This is a genomic window from Corynebacterium senegalense (assembly GCF_900411315.1).
In the GTDB taxonomy this organism is placed as follows: Bacteria; Actinomycetota; Actinomycetes; order Mycobacteriales; family Mycobacteriaceae; genus Corynebacterium; species Corynebacterium senegalense.
In genome coordinates this window covers 149,174-167,028 of the sequence record NZ_LS990887.1, presented here as the reverse complement: position 1 = coordinate 167,028, position 17,855 = coordinate 149,174, and the positions used below count along the sequence as shown (strand labels likewise).

The 17,855-nt window shown below is 71.0% G+C and carries 17 protein-coding genes; all 17 read right to left on the bottom strand.

The window, feature by feature from the left end:
• Position 1: 1 nt before the first annotated feature.
• The 17 genes from DYZ02_RS00830 to carB all read right to left on the bottom strand — a co-directional run bounded on the left by DYZ02_RS00830 (position 2) and on the right by carB (position 17,848).
• Positions 2–541, bottom strand: a complete 540-nt coding sequence (locus DYZ02_RS00830) for a PH domain-containing protein (RefSeq protein ID WP_425451029.1) — start codon at positions 539–541, stop codon at positions 2–4.
• A gap of 86 nt (positions 542–627) precedes the next feature.
• Positions 628–1,116, bottom strand: coding sequence for a 6,7-dimethyl-8-ribityllumazine synthase (gene ribH, locus DYZ02_RS00825; protein WP_115684570.1), 489 nt, complete (start codon positions 1,114–1,116; stop codon positions 628–630).
• A 19-nt stretch (positions 1,117–1,135) separates the two neighbouring features.
• The gene (locus DYZ02_RS00820; protein ID WP_115684569.1) at positions 1,136–2,383 is read right to left on the bottom strand and encodes a bifunctional 3,4-dihydroxy-2-butanone-4-phosphate synthase/GTP cyclohydrolase II; all 1,248 of its coding nucleotides are present in this window, start codon (positions 2,381–2,383) and stop codon (positions 1,136–1,138) included.
• 11 nt (positions 2,384–2,394) lie between these two features.
• Positions 2,395–2,982: a riboflavin synthase gene (locus tag DYZ02_RS00815; protein ID WP_115684568.1), complete on the bottom strand. Its 588-nt coding sequence runs from the start codon at positions 2,980–2,982 to the stop codon at positions 2,395–2,397.
• Positions 2,983–3,954, bottom strand: coding sequence for a bifunctional diaminohydroxyphosphoribosylaminopyrimidine deaminase/5-amino-6-(5-phosphoribosylamino)uracil reductase RibD (gene ribD, locus DYZ02_RS00810; RefSeq protein WP_115684567.1), 972 nt, complete (start codon positions 3,952–3,954; stop codon positions 2,983–2,985).
• A gap of 2 nt (positions 3,955–3,956) precedes the next feature.
• Positions 3,957–4,619 (bottom strand): ribulose-phosphate 3-epimerase, encoded by a 663-nt coding sequence (gene rpe, locus DYZ02_RS00805; protein ID WP_115684566.1) that lies wholly within the window; start codon positions 4,617–4,619, stop codon positions 3,957–3,959.
• A 5-nt stretch (positions 4,620–4,624) separates the two neighbouring features.
• Positions 4,625–6,070, bottom strand: a complete 1,446-nt coding sequence (locus DYZ02_RS00800) for an RsmB/NOP family class I SAM-dependent RNA methyltransferase (protein ID WP_115684565.1) — start codon at positions 6,068–6,070, stop codon at positions 4,625–4,627.
• Entirely contained in the window at positions 6,067–7,008 is a 942-nt protein-coding gene (gene fmt / locus DYZ02_RS00795) for a methionyl-tRNA formyltransferase (RefSeq protein WP_115684564.1), read from the bottom strand. The genes DYZ02_RS00800 and fmt overlap by 4 nt, the downstream gene beginning before the upstream one ends.
• Positions 7,009–7,509: a peptide deformylase gene (def, locus tag DYZ02_RS00790; RefSeq protein ID WP_115686303.1), complete on the bottom strand. Its 501-nt coding sequence runs from the start codon at positions 7,507–7,509 to the stop codon at positions 7,009–7,011.
• A 27-nt stretch (positions 7,510–7,536) separates the two neighbouring features.
• Positions 7,537–9,555 (bottom strand): primosomal protein N', encoded by a 2,019-nt coding sequence (locus DYZ02_RS00785; protein ID WP_181896854.1) that lies wholly within the window; start codon positions 9,553–9,555, stop codon positions 7,537–7,539.
• A 35-nt stretch (positions 9,556–9,590) separates the two neighbouring features.
• On the bottom strand, positions 9,591–10,811 hold the full coding sequence (gene metK, locus DYZ02_RS00780) for a methionine adenosyltransferase (RefSeq protein ID WP_115684562.1): 1,221 nt from the start codon (positions 10,809–10,811) through the stop codon (positions 9,591–9,593).
• Between the two features lie 125 nt (positions 10,812–10,936).
• Positions 10,937–12,154 (bottom strand): bifunctional phosphopantothenoylcysteine decarboxylase/phosphopantothenate--cysteine ligase CoaBC, encoded by a 1,218-nt coding sequence (gene coaBC, locus DYZ02_RS00775; protein WP_115684561.1) that lies wholly within the window; start codon positions 12,152–12,154, stop codon positions 10,937–10,939.
• A gap of 86 nt (positions 12,155–12,240) precedes the next feature.
• The gene (rpoZ, locus tag DYZ02_RS00770; RefSeq protein WP_115684560.1) at positions 12,241–12,543 is read right to left on the bottom strand and encodes a DNA-directed RNA polymerase subunit omega; all 303 of its coding nucleotides are present in this window, start codon (positions 12,541–12,543) and stop codon (positions 12,241–12,243) included.
• Positions 12,544–12,552: 9 nt separating this feature from the next.
• A complete protein-coding gene (gene gmk, locus DYZ02_RS00765; protein WP_115684559.1) occupies positions 12,553–13,137 on the bottom strand; it encodes a guanylate kinase in 585 nt (194 codons plus the stop codon).
• A gap of 4 nt (positions 13,138–13,141) precedes the next feature.
• Positions 13,142–13,465 carry an integration host factor, actinobacterial type gene (gene mihF, locus DYZ02_RS00760; RefSeq protein WP_115684558.1) on the bottom strand — a complete coding sequence of 108 codons (324 nt, stop codon included), beginning with the start codon at positions 13,463–13,465 and terminating at the stop codon, positions 13,142–13,144.
• A 240-nt stretch (positions 13,466–13,705) separates the two neighbouring features.
• Entirely contained in the window at positions 13,706–14,509 is an 804-nt protein-coding gene (gene pyrF / locus DYZ02_RS00755; RefSeq protein ID WP_115684557.1) for an orotidine-5'-phosphate decarboxylase, read from the bottom strand.
• Positions 14,510–17,848, bottom strand: a complete 3,339-nt coding sequence (gene carB, locus DYZ02_RS00750) for a carbamoyl-phosphate synthase large subunit (protein ID WP_115684556.1) — start codon at positions 17,846–17,848, stop codon at positions 14,510–14,512.
• Between the last annotated feature and the right edge of the window lie 7 nt (positions 17,849–17,855).

Below are 17,855 nucleotides of genomic sequence, written 5' to 3'. Positions count from 1 at the left end.
CCTAGTCCTCCGGCATGTACTTTGCCTCGAGGCGGCGGAACTTCTCCACCGACTCGAGCGCCTTTTCCTTGTCGCCGGACTGGATCGCCCACAGCGGCACGTACTCGAACTCCGGCAGCTCCAGGCGCGCCATGCGCGAACCCCGCGGGAAGGACAGCCCGTAGATGACCAGCCACGGGTAGAAGCGGGTGCCGATGATGTTGCGCACCTCCACGCCGTCCTCGTTCGCGCGCACGCGCGGGCGCGTCAGGGCGATCCACGACAGCACACTGATGACGAGGCCGACGCCGGGGAACGCAAGCTTGTCGACGCCCGTGATGGTCAGCCCGGTGAACTGCACGTCCAGGACGGCGGCCATGAAGATGTGCACGGCCATGACGAGCACGACCCATCCGATTGCGACGCGGCGCAGGAACGGCGAGGCAATCTCGAGCTCCCACGGCTTGTCGCTGACCACGGCGTGGGGGTCGGCCGCGTTCAGGTACTCCAGTTCGCGGTCGCTCAGCCTGTTTCCCTCGCTCACGTCGCCTTCTTCCCGCATTGTCTCTTCCCGCATGGTCGCGATCTCCGCGCTGCCGCGCGGGCTTAAGTCTTTTGGTTGATACTAGCCCTTCGGGGGCCGCGGAGTTAAACCTGCGCGGGTCCCACCGCGGCGACCTTGGCCAGCTCGACTGCGGCGCCGAGCGCCGCCTCGAGCGCCTCGGCGCCCTTGTCCTCCTTGGCCCCCTCGCCGCCCGCGCGGTCGAGGGCCTGGTCCTCGTCCTCCACGGTGAGCACGCCGTTGCCGACGGGCGTGCCCTCGTCCAGCGCCACGCGGGTCAACCCCGCCGTGACGGAATCGCAGACGTAGTCGAAGTGGGCGGTCTCGCCGCGGATGACACAGCCCAGCGCCACCACGGCGTCGTAGCGCTGCGCGCACGCCTGCGCGACGACCGGCAGCTCCAGCGCCCCGGCGACGAGGTACTCGTCCGCCTTCGCCCCGAGCTCGCGCGCCTTCTCGAGCGCGCGTCGGTGGAGCCGCTCCACAATGTGCGCGTTCCAGCGGGTGGACACGACGGCCACCGTCATGCCCTCCGCCTTGAGGGTGTATCCCTGGGGTGCTCCGTGCGTCGCCATGGCGAGGTGCTCCTTTACGTCAGATGCCGGCGGTGTCCTGCCAGTGCTCCACGGACGGCAGGTCGTGGCCCATTCGGTCGCGCTTCGTGCGAAGGTAGCGGATGTTCTCGTGGGAGGGCGCGATTTCGATGCGGACACGCCCGGCCACCTCCGGACCGTAACCCGACAGCGCCCTGACCTTGTCCGGGTTGTTCGACATCACCCGCAGCGACTCGATGCCCAGGTCCGCGAGGATCTGCCCCGCCACCGAGTACTCGCGCGCGTCGACGGGCAGGCCCTGCTCCAGATTGGCGTCCACCGTGTCCAGCCCCTCGTCCTGCAGCCGGTAGGCCTGCAGCTTGGCCAGCAGGCCGATGCCCCGGCCCTCGTGGCCCCGGACGTAGACGACGATGCCCGCGCCCGCCTCCTGGATGCGGCGCATGGACTCGTGCAGCTGCGGCCCGCAGTCGCAGCGCTTCGAGCCGAACACGTCACCTGTCAGGCACTCGGAGTGCACCCGAACGAGCACCTCCTCGGCGCCGGCGACGTCGCCCTTGACCAGGGCCACGTGCTCCGTGCCGTCGACGGTGTTGCGGTAGCCGTGGGCCTCGAAGTCGCCGAACTCGGTGGGCAGGTGGGTCACCACGGTTCGCTCGACGAAGCGCTCGGTGTGGCGTCGGTAAGCAATGAGCTGCTCGATGGAGATCATCTTCAGCCCGTGCTTGTCCGCGAAGGCGCGCAGCTCGGGGCCGCGGGCCATGTCGGTCGGGTCGGACTCGGAAACGATCTCGCACAGAACGCCCACGTGCGACAGGCCCGCGAGGCGGCTCAGGTCGACGGAGGCCTCGGTGTGCCCGTCGCGAGTGAGCACGCCCCCGCGGCGGGCGCGCAGCGGCACGACGTGGCCGGGGCGAGTGAAGTCGTCCGCCCCGAACTGCGGGTCCGCGAGGCGGGTGATCGTCTCGCAGCGCGAGCGCGCCGAAATGCCCGTGGTGCCGGTCGCCGCGTCGACGGTCACGGTGTAGGCGGTCGAGCGCGCGTCCTCGTTCAGCGCCACCATCGGCGGCAGCCGCAGCTCGTCGGCGCGCGCGTCCTCCATCGCCACGCAGATGTAGCCGGAGGTGTGGCGGACCATGAACGCGACGAGCTCCGGGGTGGCCAGCTCGGCGGCGAAGATGAGATCGCCCTCGTTCTCCCGGTCCTCGTTGTCGACGACAACGACGGCCTCACCGCGCGCGATCGCGGAAATGGCGTCCTCTACCGGGTCAAGGGAAATCGGCTCTGTCATGGCTGAATACCTTAGTCCCCGACCATTTTCTCGACGTACTTGGCCACGATGTCCACCTCGACGTTGACGGTCTCGCCCGCGGCGAGCCCGCCTGCCGTCGTGTCGCGCAGGGTGGTGGGGATCAGCGAGACCTCGAACCAGTCGCCGCCCACGGCCGAGACGGTCAGCGAGGTGCCGTTGACGGCGATGGAGCCCTTCTCCACCACATAGCGCGCCAGCTCCACCGGGAGGCTGAAGCGCAGCACCTCCCAGTGCTCGGAGGGCGTGCGGCTGAGCAGCTGCGCGACGGCGTCGACGTGTCCCTGCACGATGTGCCCGCCCATGCGCGCGCCCGCGGCGAGCGCCCGCTCGAGGTTGACCCGGGCGCCGACGCCGTAGCCGCCGAGGCGCGAGCGGTCGAGGGTCTCCTGCATCACGTCCGCCGTGAAGACCCCTTCCGCGTTGTCGACCACCGTCAGGCACACGCCGTCCACCGCGATCGAGTCGCCCGGCGCCGCGTCCGCGGTCACCACCGGCGCCGCGATGGCGATGCGCACCGAATCACCCAGGTCATCGAGCCTTTCGACCCGTCCGATCTCTTCCACCAGTCCCGTAAACATCTACCTCTCCAATTCGATCAGAACGTCGTCGCCCAGGGTACGAACCCCGCCCAGTGTGTAACGCCGCGCGTCCGCCAGTGTTCCCGCCAGCGCCCGCTGCACCACCGGGCGCCCGCCGCCGAGCAGCAGCGGCGCCACGTAGGCCTGGATGCGGTCGACGACCCCCAGCTCGACCACGCTGGTCAGCAGGCCCGCCCCGCCCTCCACGAGCACGTCGCGCGCGCCCTGCTCCCACAGGGTGTCGAGGGCCTCCTGCGGCGTGGGGTACTGCTCGAAGCCCAGCCGCGTGAGGTTTCCTTCGGGCACCTTCCGCTTACCGACGACCACCCGCCGCGGCTGCCGCTCCCGCAGCGTTCCGTCGGGGTAGCGCGCCGTCAGCGAGGGGTTGTCCGCGATGGCGGTGCCGGTGCCGACGAGGATGGCGTCGCGAAGCGCCCGGTCCTCGTGGACGTGCTCGCGCGCCGCGGACCCCGTGATCCACTGGCTTGTCCCGTCGACTGCGGCGGTGAACCCGTCCACGGTCGCGGCGAACTTGGCGGTGACGGACACGCGGCCGTGGCGCACCGAGGCCAGCCACGGCTGCAGGGCGTCGACGCGGGTCGGGGCGAAGGTGACCTCCACTCCGTGGGAGCGCAGGTAGTCGGCCCCGCCGGCCGCCTGCGGGTTGGGGTCGGCGGTCAGGTAGACCACCTTCCGGATCCCGGCCTCCGCCAGGGCGTGGGAGCAGGGCCCGGTGCGGCCGGTGTGGTTGCACGGCTCGAGCGTGACCACCGCCGTGGCGCCGCGGGCGCGGTCCCCGGCGGCGCGCAGCGCGTTGATCTCGGCGTGGGGCCCGCCGGCGGGCGAGGTGCCCCCGGTGGCGATGACCTCGCCCCCGGGGCCGACGATGGCGCAGCCGACGGGCGGGTTGGGCGAGGTCGCCCCACGCACCGCCTCGCCCGCGGCGAGGGCCTCCGGGATGCCCACTGTCACGCTCAGCTCTCGCGCGCTTCGGCGGCGAGGCGGCGCAGGTTGTCGACAGCCTCGGCCGGGTTGTCCGCGCCGAAGACCGCGGAACCGGCCACGAAGGCGTCCACGCCCGCGGCGGCGGCCTCCGCGATGGTGCCGGCGCCGATGCCGCCGTCGATCCCGATGAGGGTGTCCAAGCCGCGCTCGTTGATGTGGTCGCGCAGCGTGAGGACCTTGCCCAGCACCTCCGGCATGAACTTCTGCCCGCCGAAGCCCGGCTCGACGCTCATGACCATGACCTCGTCGAAGTGCTCGAGGTCGTCCAGGTAGGGCTCGACCGAAGTTCCCGGCTTGATGGCGAACCCGGACTGCGCCCCGAGCTCGCGGATCTGCCTGCCCGCGGCGACGTGGTCGTCGGTCGCCTCGACGTGGAAGACGAGGCGGTCGCCGCCGGCGTCGATGTACGCTTCGAACCAGCGCTCGGGCTCCTCGATCATCAGGTGCATGTCGAGGAACTGCTCGGTCACCCCGTTGACGGCCCTGGTCACGTCCGGCCCGAACGACAGGTTGGGCACGAAGTGCCCGTCCATGATGTCCACGTGCAGAAGGTCGGCGTTGCCCACCTTGCGCACGTCATTGCCGAGGGCCGCGTAGTCCGCGGCGAGGATCGAGGGGGCGATGTAGATCATGGCTCCTAGCCTATCTTCCGCAGCACGGCGAGGAACATCGCGTCGGTGCCGTGGCGGTGCGGCCACATCTGCACGGCCGGGCCGGCGCCGACGTTGTCCATTCCGCCGACGAACTGCCGCGCGTCGAGCTCCTCGACGCCCCCGGCAGACAGCGCCGCGTCGACGATCTCCCGCGTCTCGCGCGCGTCAGGCGAGCACGTCGAGTAGACGATGACCCCGCCGGGCTTCGCCATCCGGATCGCGGAGGCGAGCAGCTCGGACTGCAGCGTGTTCAGCCCGGCGATGTCACCCTCGGACTTGGTCCAGCGCGCCTCGGGGCGGCGCCGCAGGGCGCCGAGGCCGGAGCAGGGGGCGTCGACAAGCACCCTGTCGTAGCCCGGCTCGAGGCCCGGGTCGCGGCCGTCGGCCGTGCGGACGGTGACGGGCAGGCCCCGGACGGCCTTGCGGATCAGCTCCGCGCGGTGCTCCGAGATCTCGATGGCGTCGACGTGCGCCCCGTCGATGGCCGCAAGTGAGCCCATGAGCGCCGCCTTGCCTCCCGGGCCGGCGCAGAGGTCCAGCCAGCGGCCCCGGTCGTCCTCCACGGGCACCGTGGCGGCGGCGCGGGCGATGAGCTGCGAGCCCTCGTCCTGCACCGCGGCGAGCCCGTCGCACACGGGCTCGAGCTGGCCGGGGTCGCCCTCGGGGAGGTAGACGGCGTAGGGCGAGTACCGGCCCTCCTCTCCGCCGGTGATCAGCGCCAGCTCCTCGGCGGAGATCTCTCCGGGGCGGGCGACGAGGTGGACGATGGGGCGCTCGCTGTCGGCGGCGAGCGCGTGCTCCAGCTCCCCCTCGCCGAGCACGCGCGCGAAGGAGCGCGCAATCCACTCGGGGTGCGCGGTGCGGAAGGCGAGGTTGGCCAGCGGTTCTGCCGGGGCGAGCCTGTCCATCCACTGCTGCGCCGGGGTGCGCGAAATCGTGCGCAGGATGCCGTTGGCGAAGCCGGTCGCCTTGGGCTGCCCGGCGGCCTCGACGAGGCTCACGGAGGTGTCCACCGCCGCGTGGGGCTCCACGCGCGTGTACAGCAGCTGGTAGGTCCCGAGCCGCAGCGCGGCAAGGACCTCGGGGGCGATCCTGTCGAGGGGGCGCGAGGAGCAGTCGGCGATGACGGCGTCGAGCACGCCCAGCGAGCGCAGCGCGCCGTAGGTCAGCTCGGTGGCGAATGCGGCGTCGCGCCCCTTGATGCGGCGCTCGCGCAACAGCTTCGGCAGCACGAGGTTAGCAAACGCGTTGTCCTCCGCGACGCGGTAGAGCACCTCCCACGCCACCTCGCGGGCGGGGTCGCCTATCGACGCCCTCTTCTCCCGCACCTCCCCGCGCCCGGCGGCGCTCTTCGGCGCGTCCACCGCCCGGCGCTGTTGCGTGGCCGTCTGCCTGCGCCCGGCGGCGCGCGACCTGAACCCTCCGCTCACTGGAACACCACTCCCTGTTCGATGACGTCTGTGTGGAGGCCGCGCGCCCACGCGGCGGCGTCCATCATTTTCTTGCCCGGCGGCTGGACGGTGCCCAGGCGCACCTCGGTCGTGCCGGTGCCGACGTAGACGGCGTTCTTCTCGGCGCGCACCTCGCCCGGGCCGAGGCCGGCGGAGCCGGAGGCGTCCGTGGGCTCCACGGGGCCGAGCTTGACGCGCTGGCCCTCCCACGTCGTCCAGGCGCCGGGCCCGGGGGTGTGGGCGCGGATGGCGCGGTCGATCTCTACGGCCGGCTGCGACCAGGACACCTGGGCGTCGGCGGGCGTTATCTTGCGCGCGTACGTGCCCTCGGCGGGCTGGGACACCGGGGTGACCGCCCCCGTCTCGAGGGCTGTCATCGTGTCCACGAGCAGCCCCGCGCCGGCGTGCGCGAGACGAGTGAGGAGGTCGTCGGCCGTGTCGCGCGGGCCGATGTCCTCGCCGACGGTGCCGAGGATGTCGCCGGTGTCGAGCCCGGGGTCGATGCGGAAGGTCGTCGCGCCGGTGGTGACGTCGCCGTTTTTGATCGCCGCCTGCACCGGGGCCGCGCCGCGCCACTGCGGGAGCAGGGAGAAGTGCAGGTTGACCCACCCGTGGCGGGGGATGTCCAGCATGTCCTCGGGGATGAGGTTGCCGTAGGCGACGACGGGGATGGCGTCCGGGGCGATGCCGGCGAGCCGGGCCCGGATCTCCTCGTTGCCGCGCAGGGACTCCGGCGTGAGCACCTCGATGCCGTTGGCCTCGGCCAGCGCCTTGACCGGCGAGGGGTGCAGGGTCCTGCCCCGGCCGCGCCGGGCGTCGGGGCGGGTGAGCACGGCCACAACCTCGTGCTCCGAATGAATGAGCTTCTGCAGGGCCACCACCGCGGGTTCGGGGGTGCCGGCGAAGACCAGACGCATCTACTTCTCCTTAAACCAGTCCGCGTTGCGGATCATCGTCATCGCTTCCTTGCGCACCTCGGGGACCATGCGCCGCATGAACATGATGCCGTCGAGATGGTCCGTCTCGTGCTGGATGCAGCGGGCCAGAAGGCCGGTGGCGCGAAGCGTGAGGGGGCGGCCCTCGGCGTCGCACCCCGTGGCCACGACGCTGTTGTAGCGCGCGACGGGCCCGGAGACCCCCGGCACGGAGAGGCAGCCCTCCGCGCCGACCTGGAGGTCCTCGCCGAGGGGGCGCCACTGCGGGTTGACCAGGTGCCCGCGCATGCCCTGGCAGTCGAACACGAACACGCGCGTCCCCAGGCCGATCTGGTTGGCGGCCAGCCCCACGCCGCCGGCGTGGTCCATCGTCTCGAGCATGTCGGCGACGAGGCGGCGCAGCGGCTCCCCGAACTCCCGCACGGGCGCCGCCGCCGAATTCAGAACCGGATCCCCGAACAACCTGATCTCGCGCACTGCCATGCCCATAGAGTGTACTGGGCGTGCCGGCTAGCCGATGTTGACCGGGTCGACCTGGATCCGCAGCGGCAGATCCTGCTTGCGCGTCGCCCGGCTCACCGACCCGGCCCGCAGCGCCCGGCCGAGCTCGGCGCGCCCGGCCAGGGGGCTGCGCACCAGCATGCGCTGCGCCGGGCCGAAAGAGCGCTCGTCCCACTCCCCCGGCAGGTCCTCGCCGGGCGGCAGGTCGACAGGCCCGAGTTTCTCGGCGTCGCCGGGAAGCTCGGTGTGCGCGAAGAAGTCCTCCAGCGCGGCGCGGGGGGCGTCGACAACCGCGACGTGCACCGCCGGGGGGAACCGGGCCTCGCGGCGCTGCGCCAGCTCCCCCGCCGCTTGGCTGACGGGGTCCCAGCGAATGAGGTGCTGCACCGGCGGCAGCGCGGGCTCCGCCACCACAATCACCTCGCCGGAATCGAGGCGGGAATCGACGAGAGAGGCCGCGCCCATCCACTTGGCGAAGGTGTCCTCCACCGCCCGCAGGTCCTGGCGGCGCAGCAGCGCCCAGGTGTCCAGCAGCACCGCGGCCCCGTAGCCCCCGGACTCGACGCGCGGCTCGGCCCCCGGGGTCGCGACGACGATGAGCGGCTCGCGCGGCACCGTGTCGAGGATCCGCTCCCCCCACGACGTGCGCACCCTCGTGCGCGGGAAGGCGCGCCCCAGCTCCTCCGCGGTGCGCTCCGTGCCGAGCACCACCGCCCGCAGCTTCTTCGACCCGCACACCCCGCACACGTGGGACGAGTCGACGCGGCCGCACCAGCGGCACGCGGGGGCGGCCGCCGGCCCGCCCTGCGGCAGGCCGAGCGGGCCGTTGCACCAGCGGCACCGGGCCGGGGTGCGGCAGCTGCCGCAGGCGAGCGACTGCACGTAACCGGTGCGGGGGACCTGGAAGAGGACCGGGGCGCCGCGCTCGAGCGACTTAGTGGCGGCCTGGAAGGCGGCGGAGGGCAGGCGCGCCTCGCGCGCTCGGGGGTCGCGCTCGAGCTCTAAGTCGGAGTCGCCCGCCGCGCGGATGTAGGGCGCCCGCTGGCGCAGCACCTCGCGCGGGGCGACGAGCTCGTGCATCCAGCCCGACTCGACGAGCAGCTGCGTCTCGGCCGTACGGGCGTGGCCCCCGATGATCAGGCAGGCGCCCTCGAGCGCCGCCCGGGTGGTCAGCACCTCCCGGGCGTGGACGTAGGGGGCACGGGGGTCGACGAGCGAGTCATCTCCGTCGTGCATGAGCACCATGAGGCGCAGGTCGGCCACCGGGGCGAACGCCGCCGAGCGCGTCCCCACCACCAGCCGGCCCTGCCCGTGGAGCACCGAGAGGTAGCGCGAGTAGCGCGCCTGCGGCCCCTGCGCCGCCGTCAGCGTGGTGATCTGCCGGGCCCCGACGACCCCGCGCAGGGCAGCCTCGCACCTGTCGACGTCCCGCTGGTCCGGCACCACAATGAGCGCGCCCCCGCCGTCCACCGCGACCTTCGCGCACAGCGCCGCCGCCGCGGCAGCCCAGTCGTCCCCGGGGGCGACCTGCCAGGCGGCGCGAGCCAGCTTGCCAGCGAGGACGGCGTCGACGAAGGAGTCGCCGAACTCGTAGGAGGTCCAGGCGGACAGGTCCGGCTCCTGCGCCTCGCCCAGCTCCTCCCACGGGGTGGTCGTGTCGGTCTCCTCGGCCTTCGCGTGGCGCGCCGGGATGGCGGCGCGGTAGATGTCGGAGCGGGTTCCGGCGTAGCGCTCCGCGAGGGCGTCGACAAGCGAGCGCAGCGCCGCGGGCGCGACCACCTCGGGGGAGATGACCCGCTCGATGTAGCGCAGCTCGCCGTCGTGCTCCGAGGTGGCGTGGCGCGACAGGACGATGGCGTCGACGAGGCGGCCGGCGAAGCGGATGCGCACGCGCACGCCGGGCTGCGCGGCGGCCGAGTCCTTCTCGGCGACGAGGTAGTCGAAGGGCCGGTCGAGGTGCGACAGCCCCAGCAGCGGGAGGAGGCGGGCGACGGGCGCGTCTGCTGCTGGGGTGGTCGACATGGCCACAGATTGTATCGCGGCGTCCGACACCGCCCCGCCGGCTAGTTCAGGCCAGCCGCCGCGCGCAGGTCGTCCACGCGGTCGAGCCGCTCCCACGGCAGGTCGATGTCCGTGCGGCCGAAGTGGCCGTAGGCGGCGGTCTGGCCGTAGATCGGGCGCAGCAGGTCGAGGTCGTTGATGATGGCCGCCGGGCGCAGGTCGAAGACCTTCTCCACGGCGTGCTGGATCGACTCGTTGGTCTGGCCCTCGGCAGCGGTGCCGAAGGTCTCCACGTACAGCCCGACCGGGGTGGCGCGGCCGATGGCGTAGGCCACCTGGATCTCGGCGCGTGAGGCGAGGCCCGCGGCGACGACGTTCTTGGCCACCCAGCGCATCGCGTAGGCGCCGGAGCGGTCCACCTTCGAGGGGTCCTTGCCGGAAAACGCGCCGCCGCCGTGTCGGGCCATGCCGCCGTAGGTGTCGACGATGATCTTGCGCCCCGTCAGGCCGGCGTCGCCCATCGGTCCGCCAGTGATGAAGGAGCCGGACGGGTTGACCAGGAGCTTCGTCTCGGCGTCGTAGAAGCGCTCGAGGCCGGCGTCGGCGATGACCCATTCAACCACGTGCTCGCGGACGGCGTCGAAAAGCTCCTGGCCCGCGAAGTTCGGGTCGTGCTGGGTGGACACGACGACGGTGTCGAGGTGGACCGGGGTGTCGCCGTCGTAGGCGAAGGTCACCTGGGTCTTGCCGTCGGGGCGCAGGCCCACCACCTCGCCGAGCTTGCGCACCTCGGTGAGGCGGCGCGCGAGGCGGTGAGCGGTGGAGATGGGCAGCGGCATGTACTCGGGGGTCTCGTCGGTGGCGTAGCCGAACATGAGGCCCTGGTCGCCCGCGCCCGCCTGGTCGTTTTCCTCGGTGGAGCGGTCTTCGCGGTGCTCCTGGGAGAAGCTCACGCCGTTGGCGATCTCGTCGGACTGCTCGCCGATGGCGATGTTGACGCCGCAGGTCTTGCCGTCGAAGCCGACCTCGGAGGAGGTGAACCCAATGCCGACGAGCTTCTGGCGCACGATCTTCGCGATGTTCGAGTACGCGGACGTGGAAACCTCGCCGACGACGTGGACCTGGCCGGTGGTCACCAGCGTCTCCACGGCCACGCGGGCCTTCGGGTCCTGACGGAGGATGTCGTCGAGGACGGCGTCGGAGATGGCGTCGCAGATCTTGTCCGGGTGGCCCTCGGTGACGGATTCACTCGTGAAGAGACGGTGGTAGTTCGCGGTAGTCAAGAGCAGTTCCTTCCTCGCAGTCTTCTGGGGTAACGCGCCTTACCGTGTCCGGGCGCCGGGCTCAGCGTCATCGCGGTGGAAGGCCAACTCTGACCAATATAGACCAAGCGGTCTAATTTGCCAACCTAAGAGGTCCACTTCTCGATGGCGTCCCAGATCTCCGCCGCCACGACGTGCTTCGACCCGTCGGCGATCTCCGCCACCGAGCCGTCCCGCGCCACCAGCCAGCCGCTGTTGCGGGCCTCCCCGAACACCCGCCCGCCGGCCACGGAGTTGACCATGAGCAGGTCCGCGGCCTTGCGCGCCAGCTTCGCCTTACCGTACTCGAGGGGGTTGTCGGTCTCTGCCGCGAAGCCGACGATCACGGCCCGAGTCTCCCCCGCCTCGCGCTTGTCGACGAGCCCCCGCAGCACGTCCGGGTTCTCCACCAGCCGCAGGGTGGACAGGGCGTCGTCCGCTTCGCCCTTCTTCAGCTTGGAGGTGGCCTCCGTCTCGGGCCGGTAGTCGGACACCGCTGCGGCCATGATGATGACGTCCGCCTCCCCCGCCCGCGCGGTCATCTCCTCCTGCAGCTGCCGCGTCGAGCGCACCCTCACGACCTCGGCGCCCGCCGGGGTGTCGAGCTCGTCGGTCGCCCCCGCCACCACGGTGACCGTGGCACCGCGGTGGGCGGCGATGTCCGCCAGGGCGAAGCCCTGCCTGCCGGAGGAGCGGTTGCCCACGTAGCGCACCGGGTCGATGTTCTCCTGCGTGCCGCCCGCGCTGATGAGCACCCGCAGCCCCTCCAGGGTGCGCGGGAGCGGGCCGTGCTCGGCGACGGTGCGCGCCATCGCCGCGATCGCGGCGGGCTCCATGAGCCGCCCCGGCCCGGTGTCCGCGCCGGTCAGCCTGCCGTGCGCGGGCTCCAGCACCGTCACGCCCCGCTCGCGCAGCGTGCGCACGTTCGCCTGCGTGGCCGGGTTGAGCCACATCTCTGTGTGCATCGCCGGGGCAACCACCACCGGGCAGGTGGACACGAGGATGGTGGAGGTGAGAAGGTCGTCCGCGCGCCCGGCGGCGATCCGGGCGATGAGATCCGCCGTCGCCGGGGCGATGACGATGAGGTCCGCCTCCTGGCCGATGCGCACGTGCTGCACCTCGTCGACCCGGGTGAACACCCCGGTGTCCACCGGCTGCCCGGACAGCGCCTCGAAGGTCGCGGCGCCGACGAAGTTCAGCGCGTTGGCCGTGGGGACGACGCGGACGTTGTCCCCCGCCTCCTTGAAGTCACGGACGAGGTGGCAGGCCTTGTAGGCGGCGATCCCGCCGGCGACGCCGACGACGACGTTTCTCGGGTTGCTCATGTCCGCCCAGTCTACGCACCGCGGAAACGACGAAGGCGCGCCGCCCAGGGTGTGGGGGCGCGCCCGGTGTGGCGTCGTGAAGCGGCTTACTGGCCTTCCTCGTGCTCGAGGAGCCCGGCCTGGATCTCGCGCAGGGCGATCGACAGCGGCTTCTCGCCGACCTCGGGAGTGACAAGGGGGCCGATGAACTCGAAGACGCCCTCGTCTTGCTCCTGGTAGAAGCTGTTGATCTGGCGCGCGCGCTTCGCGGCGAAGATCACCAGGGCGTACTTGGAGGACACCTTGGTCAGCAGCTCGTCGATCGGCGGAGCGGTGATGCCCTCGGGGGTGTCGTAGACCATTTCCTCGGGAGCCTGGCTCGTCGACAGGTCGTTGGTTACGTTGCTCACTTGCACCTACTAATTCTCGGGTTGTGTGCTCAGAAGTATATCCGCTATCGCGGCGACAGCCGTCTCGACGTCGTCATTGACCACCACATCGTCGAACTCGCCCTGGGCCTCGAGCTCGCCGCGGGCCGTTTCCAGCCTGCGCCGGATCACGTCCTCGGGCTCGGTCCCCCGGCCGGTGAGGCGCTCCACGAGCACCTCCCACGACGGCGGGGCGAGGAAAACCGTGGAGGCCTCCGGCATGAGCCGCTTGATGTTCCTAGCTCCCACCAGGTCAACCTCGACCAGCACCGGGCGGCCGGCCGCTAGGGCCTCGCGCACGGGACCCGCCGGGGTGCCGGAGCGCTGGAGGCCGCCGTGAATGTCGGCCCATTCGAGCATCTCCCCCGCGTCAATGCAGCGCCGGAAGTCCTCGGCGGTGACGAAGAAGTAGTCCTTCCCGTCGACCTCGCCGGGGCGCGGCTGACGCGTGGTCATGGAGACGGAGAAGTAGAGGTCGGGGACGTCGGTGCGCAGACGGTGGACGACTGTCGATTTGCCCACGGCGGAGGGACCGGCCAGAACGACCAGCCTCCCCCGCGGCGTCACGTCCGACACGGGCCTAGTCCTCGGAGTAGCCGAAACGCTCCAGCAGGGCGCGACGCTGACGCTCGCCGAGGCCCCGCAGGCGGCGGGTCTGGGCGATCTCCAGCTCCTCCATGATCTCGCGGGCCTTGACCTTGCCCACCTTCGGCATCGCCTCGAGGAGAGCGGAGACCTTGGTCTTGCCGATGATCTCGTCCGACTCAGCCTTGCCGAGCACGTCCTTGAGGGTGGTGTCGCCACGCTTCAGGGACGCCTTCAGTTCCGCGCGCTGCTTGCGCGCCTCGGCCGCCTTGGCGAGGGCTTCCTTGCGCTGCTCATCGGTCAACTGTGGAAGGGCCACGTTTCCTCCATTGTGTAGTAGTAAAAATCTTTGGCCAGTTTCCCAACCGGATCAGCCAGCCGCAGCAGGTCCCGCGCAGTGCGAATCCCACCGGTGCAACTCGCTGGTTCCGGCCAAGTGTATCACTGGGTCGTTTGTAGCACGATAGCCGAGGGCCGTGTTGTGACACGTTTTACCACGTCATCGCGTTGACGCACCTAAACTACCAGGGTTTTTCCGCGCCGACTAATGCGCCCCGCACTAAGCGCGTTTTCCCATGTCAACGGCGCATTTTCGCAGCTTATCGACGTCCGGCCCCGCGGATAGTACGCCCCGCGAAACGTTCGGGAACACCAGCCGCGCCCGCCGCCCGGCGATGCGGACGACGTCCTCGAAGGTCGCCCCCTGGGCGCCCACGCCCGGCATGAGCACGGGCGCGTTGAGCCCGCCGAGCTCCGGCGGGTCGGCGACCGTGGCCCCGACGACGACGCCCACGTCGCCGACGCCCCCGCCGTCGTTGTACGCGGCGCAGGCGTCCACCATCTGCTGGGCGATGCTCACCCCGTCGACCCGCTGGGCCTGGAACGCCTCGGCCTCCGGGTTGGAGTTCGCCGCCATGACAAACACGCCCTTGCCGTTCTCACCAGCCAGCCGGATGGCTGGCTCGAGCGAGCCGACGCCCAGGAAAGGCGTCAGCGTGACGGCGTCGGCCTCGAGCGGGGACCCCGCGCCCAGCCAGGCCCGGGCGTAGCCCTCCATCGTGGAACCGATGTCTCCGCGCTTCGCGTCGGCGACGGTGAGCGTGCCCGCCTCGCGCAGGGCGGCGAGGGTCTCTTCGAGCACCGCGAAACCGGCGGAACCGAAGCGCTCAAAGAAGGCCACCTGGGGCTTGACCAGCGCGACGTGTCCGGCGAAGGCCTCGACGCAGATCTCGCTGAACGCGCGCAGGCCCTCCACGGAATCGCCCAGGCCCCACGTCTCTAGCAGCCCGGCGTGCGGGTCGATGCCCACGCAGAGCCGGCCGTGCTTCTCCCCCGCCGCGACGAGGCGTTCTCCGAAGCCCATTTAGCGCCCGCCCGCCGTGTGGTCGATCTCCTGCAGGCTGAGCACCGAGATGTCGTTGTCGCGCACGCCCTCGATGCCCTGCACCGCGGCGACGACGCCCTGCACCGTGGTCACCTGCGGCACGCCGGCGGCGGTGGCGGCGGCGCGGATCTCGTAGCCGTCGTGGCGCGCACCGGAGGACCCGGCCGGGGTGTTGAGGATGAGGTCGATCTCGCCGTTGGTGATCCTGTCCACGATCGAGGTTCCCTCGGCGCCCTCGCGCACCTCGGAGGCCTTGAGCGCGACCTCGCATTCGATGCCGTTGCGGCGCAGCATGGAGGCCGTGCCGGCGGTGGCGAGGATGGTAAAGCCCATGGTGTAGAGGCGCTGGATGGGCAGGATCAGGGAGCGCTTGTCGCGGTTGGCCACGGAGACGAACACCGTGCCCTCCGACGGCAGCTCGCCGAACGCGGCGGCCTCAGCCTTGGCGTAGGCCTCGCCGAAGGAGTCGGCCAGGCCCATGACCTCGCCCGTGGACTTCATCTCGGGGCCGAGGATGGTGTCGAGCACGCGGCCCTCCGGGGTGCGGAAGCGGGTGAACGGCAGCACCGCCTCCTTCACCGCGATCGGGTGCTCCAGCGGCAGGGAGCCGCCGTCGTAGTCGGCGGGGAGCATGCCCTCCGCCTTCAGCTCGGCGATGGTGGCGCCCATCATGATCCGGGAGGCGGCCTTGGCCAGGTGAACGCCGGTGGCCTTGGACACGAAAGGCACGGTACGCGAGGCGCGCGGGTTGGCCTCGATGACGTAGAGGATGTCGTCCTTGAGGGCGAACTGGACGTTCATCAGGCCCTTCACGCCGATGCCGTGGGCCAGCGCCTCGGCGCTGCGCCGCACGGTGGCGATGTCCTCCGGGCCGATGGTCATCGGCGGCAACGCGCAGGCGGAGTCGCCCGAGTGGATGCCGGCCTCCTCGATGTGCTCCATCACGCCGCCGAGGTAGACGGACTCGCCGTCGCAGAGCACGTCGACGTCGATCTCGATGGCGGAGTCGAGGAAGCGGTCCACCAGCACCGGGTGGTCGGGGCTGAGCTCGGTCGCCCGGTTGATGTAGTCCTCCAGGCTGGCCTCGTCGTAGACGATCTCCATGCCGCGGCCGCCCAGCACGTAGGAGGGGCGCACGAGCACGGGGTAGCCGATGCGCTCGGCGACTTCCCGCGCCTCCGGGAAGGAGGTGGCGGTGCCGTAGGCGGGGGCGGGCAGGTTGGCGTCGGCAAGCACCTTGCCGAACTCGCCGCGGTCTTCGGCCAGGTCGATCGCTTCGGGGCTGGTGCCCACGACGGGCACGCCCGCGTCGGCGAGCTTCTGCGCCAGGCCCAGCGGGGTCTGCCCGCCGAGTTGGACGATCACGCCCGCGACCGTGCCGGAGGCGGACTCCGCGCGGTAGACCTCCATGACGTCCTCGAAGGTGAGCGGCTCGAAGTAGAGGCGATCCGCGGTGTCGTAGTCGGTGGAGACGGTCTCGGGGTTGCAGTTGACCATCACCGTCTCGTAGCCGACGCGGGAGAGCTCGAGCGCGGCGTGCACGCAAGAGTAGTCGAACTCGATGCCCTGGCCGATGCGGTTCGGGCCGGAGCCGAGGATGATGACCTTCTCCCTGCCGGTCTCGGCGATCTCGGACTCCGCGTTCGGGTCGAGCTCGTAGGCCGAGTAGTGGTACGGGGTCTGGGCCTCGAACTCGCCGGCGCAGGTGTCCACCGTCTTGAACACGGGGTGCACGCCGAGGGACCAGCGCAGGGCGCGCACGCCGTCCTCGCCGGCGAGCTCGGGGCGCAGCGCGGCGATCTGGGCGTCGGAAAGCCCGTAGGCCTTGGCCTCGCGCAGGAGATCGGCGTCGAGGACGGGGGCGTCGACAAGCGTGCCACGGAACTCGATGAGCGCGGCGAGCTCGGCGAGGAACCAGGGGTCGATGCCGGAGGCCTCGTAGACCTGCTCGATCGTCGCGCCGAGGCGCAGCGCCAGCTCGACGTCGTACATGCGCTTGTCGGTCGGCGTCTTCAGGTCCTCGAGCACGGCGGCGACGTCCGTGGCGCGCTCGCCGGCGAAGTACTCGTCCGGGCGGGTCCAGAAGCCGTTGGGCTTGTCCTCCATCGAGCGCATGACCTTGTTCAGGCCCTGGATGTAGTTGCGGCCGATACCCATGGCCTCGCCGACGGCCTTCATGGAGGTGCCCAGGGTCTCGTCCGAGCCGGGGAACTTCTCGAAGGCGAAGCGCGGCATCTTCACGATCACGTAGTCCAGCGTCGGCTCGAAGGCCGCCGGGGTCACCCCGGTGATGTCGTTGGTGATCTCGTCGAGGGTGTAGCCGATGGCGAGCTTGGAGGCGATCTTGGCAATCGGGAAGCCCGTCGCCTTCGACGCCAGCGCGGAGGAGCGCGACACGCGCGGGTTCATCTCGATGGTGATGATGCGCCCGTCGACCGGGTTGACGGCGAACTGGATGTTGCAGCCGCCGGTGTCCACGCCGACCTCGCGGATGATCGCAATGCCCTGGTCGCGCATGGTCTGGAACTCGCGGTCGGTCAGGGTGAGCGCGGGGGCGACGGTCACGGAGTCGCCGGTGTGCACGCCGAGCGCGTCGACGTTCTCGATCGAGGCGATGACCACGACGTTGTCGTCACCGTCGCGCATGAGCTCGAGCTCGAACTCCTTCCAGCCGAGGATAGACTCTTCGATGAGGACGTTCGCCTCGGGCGAGGCCTCCAGGCCGCCGCCCGCGATGCGGTCGAGGTCCTCCATGGTGAAGGCCAGGCCGGAGCCGAGCCCGCCCATGGTGAAGGAGGGGCGCACGACGACGGGCAGGCCGAGCTCGGCGACGGTGTCGTGGACCTCATCCATCGTGTGGCAGACGCGGGAGCGCGCGGACTCGCCGCCGATCTTCGCCACGATGTCCTTGAACTTCTGACGGTCCTCGCCGCGCTCGATTGCGTCGATGTTCGCGCCGATGAGCTCCACCCCGTGCTTGTCCAGGATGCCCTGGCGGTCGAGCTGGATGGCCGCGTTGAGCGCGGTCTGCCCGCCGAGGGTGGCCAGGATGGCGTCGACGGGGTGGCCCTGCTCCGCCTCGCGGGCGAGGATCGCGTCGATGTAGGCGGGCTCGATCGGCTCGACGTAGGTGTGGTCGGCGAACTCGGGGTCGGTCATGATGGTGGCCGGGTTCGAGTTGATGAGGGTGACGCGCAGGCCCTCCTCCTTGAGCACGCGGCACGCCTGGGTGCCGGAGTAGTCGAACTCGCAGGCCTGGCCGATGACAATCGGGCCGGAGCCGATAACCAGGACGTGGTTGATGTCTTCTCGCTTCATGGTGTGT

What these genes read in the sequence shown, in the direction of transcription:
- DYZ02_RS00815 (WP_115684568.1), bottom strand. Translation starts at nt 2,982, where the DNA reads ATGTTTACGGGACTGGTGGAAGAGATCGGACGGGTCGAAAGGCTCGAT.
- DYZ02_RS00820 (WP_115684569.1), bottom strand. Translation starts at nt 2,383, where the DNA reads ATGACAGAGCCGATTTCCCTTGACCCGGTAGAGGACGCCATTTCCGCG.
- carB (WP_115684556.1), bottom strand. Translation starts at nt 17,848, where the DNA reads ATGAAGCGAGAAGACATCAACCACGTCCTGGTTATCGGCTCCGGCCCG.
- DYZ02_RS00830 (WP_425451029.1), bottom strand. Translation starts at nt 541, where the DNA reads ATGCGGGAAGAAGGCGACGTGAGCGAGGGAAACAGGCTGAGCGACCGC.
- fmt (WP_115684564.1), bottom strand. Translation starts at nt 7,008, where the DNA reads ATGCGTCTGGTCTTCGCCGGCACCCCCGAACCCGCGGTGGTGGCCCTG.
- ribH (WP_115684570.1), bottom strand. Translation starts at nt 1,116, where the DNA reads ATGGCGACGCACGGAGCACCCCAGGGATACACCCTCAAGGCGGAGGGC.
- pyrF (WP_115684557.1), bottom strand. Translation starts at nt 14,509, where the DNA reads ATGGGCTTCGGAGAACGCCTCGTCGCGGCGGGGGAGAAGCACGGCCGG.
- coaBC (WP_115684561.1), bottom strand. Translation starts at nt 12,154, where the DNA reads ATGAGCAACCCGAGAAACGTCGTCGTCGGCGTCGCCGGCGGGATCGCC.
- def (WP_115686303.1), bottom strand. Translation starts at nt 7,509, where the DNA reads ATGGCAGTGCGCGAGATCAGGTTGTTCGGGGATCCGGTTCTGAATTCG.
- rpe (WP_115684566.1), bottom strand. Translation starts at nt 4,619, where the DNA reads ATGATCTACATCGCCCCCTCGATCCTCGCCGCGGACTACGCGGCCCTC.